This window comes from Vibrio genomosp. F10 str. 9ZD137 (assembly GCF_049974785.1).
Taxonomy (GTDB): Bacteria; Pseudomonadota; Gammaproteobacteria; order Enterobacterales; family Vibrionaceae; genus Vibrio.
In genome coordinates, this window is sequence record NZ_JBNGCJ010000477.1 from 1 (window position 1) to 3,292 (window position 3,292).

Below are 3,292 nucleotides of genomic sequence, written 5' to 3' on the forward strand. Positions count from 1 at the left end.
AACATCACTGGCTACGTGAGAAATATGGCGAATGGAGAGGTTGAGGTTGTCGCGATTGGCAGTGATAAAAAGCTGAATGAATTGAGCGATTGGTTAAGGAAAGGGCCACGGTTGTCAAATGTTTCTGAAGTAAAAATGGAGGCAGCTATTGCTCCTCCTTTTCATGACTTTAGAATCAGCTAATCGACCGTTCTGTGAACCAAGCTTTAACTTTACAGGCACTTCGCCGGTTTTGGTAATCCAGCCAGTTTAGTGGCTTGTTTTGCTGGGCCTTTTTTGAACAGCTTAAAGAGATACTTACTGTTTCCTTTCTCTGGGCCGTGTGCTTTTTCCATCGCTTTGACCAACATGCGTACCGCCGGAGAGGTATTGAACTCTATGTAAAAATCTCGAACAAAATGGATAACTTCTAGGTGAGCATCCGTGATGTCAATGCCTTCTTCTTTGGCAAGGATAGTGATCATGCCTTCTTCCCAATCTGAATGATTAAGCAGGTACCCCTGGGCATCGGTTTGAATTTCTTTGTCGTTAAATATAAACATAAGACGTACTTACTTAGCAGTGAATTGTATACAGTGATTCGAAAACGCGGCTAGGGTACCTTAGCTTGCTTGATAAACTCAAGTAACTTGTTCGCTGCAACGAAAAATGGCTAACTACACGAAAAAACCCAAGAACGATGTCCTTGGGTTTCAATGTTTATCACTCTCAATTCACATAACTGTGAATATCAAAGCATGTTAGTCATTATTGTTCATAATGCCTAGGATGCTCAATAGGCTGATAAAGATGTTGTAGATCGACACATACAAAGTAACCGTTGCTGAGATATAGTTTGTCTCACCACCACGAATGATGCTTTGAGTTGTCATTAATATCGCCATTGTAGAGAACACGATGAATAGGCTGCTCAATGCAAGGCTTAAAATAGTTGACTGGATGAAGATGCTTGCAACTACGCCGACTATTAGTACGACGAACAACGACAGCATTAAACCACCCATCATTGATAGATCGCGTTTAGTCGTTAATGCGTATGCTGACGCAGCGATAAATGACAATGCTGTACCACCTAATGCAGTAACGATAACGTCACCCATTCCAGCGCCTAAGTACATGTTTAAGATTGGCCCTGTGGTATAACCGAGGAAACCAGTAAAAACGAATGTTAGACCTAGACCCAAACCATTGTTACGGTTTTTTTCAATCATGAATAGAAGGCCATAAAACGCGACTAGCATGATGATAAAGCCAGGGTGTGGAAGGTTCATTGCCATCGATGCGCCTGCAACAACCGCAGACCATAGCAAAGTCATGGAAAGAAGTGCGTAAGTGTTACGCAAAACTTTATTTGTTTGTAGGGCACTTTCTTGAGTTGAAGTGCGAGTAAACATAGGACTGTTCATAATCTTCCTCGTGAAGAGTTTATCTTGATAAGTCTACTTATGGGGGCGTTGGTGTAAAAAATCAACCCATGATGTAACTAACGTTAAATAAAATAATAATAGAAAATAGCGAGTTGTGTACTTCAAAAGATGTAACACAATATAACTAAAAAAAGAGGTGACTATTATCACCTCTTTCTCTGAGTGTGTGCAAACCCAATACATGGATTTGCACACACAGCATCTTTAATGCACGGAAATCAGCGCCTTTAATGATGTAAAATCTGAGCCAGGAAGTTCTGAGTTCGATCTGATTGCGGGTTCTCAAAGAAATCAACGGGGTTGTTTTCTTCAATAATTTCACCGGCATCCATGAATATCACTCGGTCTGCCACTTCTTTGGCAAAACCCATTTCATGGGTTACACAAAGCATGGTCATCCCTTCTTCTGCGAGCTCAACCATTACATCCAGTACCTCACGAACCATTTCTGGATCCAGTGCAGATGTCGGTTCATCAAACAGCATAACTTGTGGATTCATGCACAAAGAGCGGGCAATAGCCACACGTTGCTGTTGTCCACCAGACAACTGTCCAGGGTATTTATCGGCTTGTTCTGGTATTTTTACCCGCTCAAGAAACTTCATCGCAATGGCTTCAGCTTCATCTTTCGGCATTTTTTTAACCCAAATTGGCGCTAATGTGCAATTTTCTAGCACGGTCAAATGCGGGAACAAGTTGAAGTGCTGAAAACACATGCCAACATCACGGCGCACGGCTTCAATGTTTTTTAAGTCTTCAGTCAATTCATTACCCGAAACAAAGATATGGCCTTTTTGGTGCTCTTCTAAGCGGTTGATACAACGAATCATTGTTGATTTTCCTGAACCTGATGGCCCACAGATGACAATTTTTTCGCCTTTTTTAACTTCTAAATTAATGTTTTTAAGAACGTGGAACTCACCGTACCACTTGTTCATGTCTTTTAACTCGATCATAAGACCTTGTGAGTTGTTGTCTGATTGCTGCGTCATAATACGTCCTTGATCTTCTTAATTATCGTTTGTGACCGGTGTGAAGCTTGTTTTCTAGCCATATCGAATATCTCGACATGCCGAAACAGAACACCCAGAACACTAACGCGACAAATACATAACTTTCTGTTGAATATCCGAGCCACTCAGGGTCGGTATTCGCGGCTTGCCCTATACCCAATACATCAAACATACCAATGATGAGAACGAGACTGGTATCTTTAAATAAGCCAATGAAGGTGTTAACGATTGATGGAATCGTGATTTTCAGTGCTTGGGGAAGGATAATTAACCCTGTTTTTTTCCAGTAACTTAACCCCAATGCATCGGCTGCTTCGTATTGACCTTTAGGTATCGCTTGTAATCCACCACGTATAACTTCGGCCATATAGGCGGAACTGAACAAGACCACACCGACTAGCGCACGGATGAGTTTATCTGTTTCCATCCCTTCGGATAGAAAAAGCGGTAACATTACTGACGCCATGAACAAGACGGTAATCAGTGGTACACCACGCCATATCTCAATGTAAACCGTACACATACTGCGGATGATCGGCATTTCAGAGCGGCGGCCTAATGCTAAAGCGACACCAATAGGCAGTGATACGACAATACCAACCAGTGCAATGATCAGTGTAACCAGCAATCCGCCCCATTTGTGTGTATCGACAACTTCCAATCCAAACACACCACCGTAAAGTAGGCCTGCGATCAGAAACGGGTAGACGTTGACAAAGAACAGCCAGATCCACGTTCGCTTAGGCGTTTTTTCGTAAGCAAGTAGACCTACGAAGATAGCCAGCGTGATGTAGAAAAGGCGAGGGCGCCATAGTTCTGCTTCAGGGTAGAAGCCATACATAAACTGGTCCC

5 protein-coding genes are annotated in these 3,292 nt (G+C 42.5%); 1 reads left to right on the forward strand and 4 read right to left on the reverse strand.

What is annotated here, in order from left to right:
* On the forward strand, positions 1-183 hold a 183-nt coding region (locus ACP45E_RS11490), incomplete at its 5' end, for an acylphosphatase (protein ID WP_069585027.1).
* A 29-nt stretch (positions 184-212) separates the two neighbouring features.
* Here the strand turns inward: ACP45E_RS11490 and ACP45E_RS11495 are convergent.
* The 4 genes from ACP45E_RS11495 to ACP45E_RS11510 form a co-directional block, all read right to left on the reverse strand.
* Complete coding sequence (locus ACP45E_RS11495; RefSeq protein ID WP_017034227.1) at positions 213-542, reverse strand: TusE/DsrC/DsvC family sulfur relay protein; 330 nt, start codon at positions 540-542, stop codon at positions 213-215.
* Between the two features lie 198 nt (positions 543-740).
* Entirely contained in the window at positions 741-1,406 is a 666-nt protein-coding gene (locus ACP45E_RS11500; protein WP_026026721.1) for a Bax inhibitor-1/YccA family protein, read from the reverse strand.
* Between the two features lie 248 nt (positions 1,407-1,654).
* Positions 1,655-2,419, reverse strand: a complete 765-nt coding sequence (locus ACP45E_RS11505; protein ID WP_017034229.1) for an amino acid ABC transporter ATP-binding protein — start codon at positions 2,417-2,419, stop codon at positions 1,655-1,657.
* A 22-nt stretch (positions 2,420-2,441) separates the two neighbouring features.
* Positions 2,442-3,292 (reverse strand): amino acid ABC transporter permease (locus ACP45E_RS11510; RefSeq protein WP_069585029.1); only part of this gene is annotated, 851 nt, incomplete at its 5' end.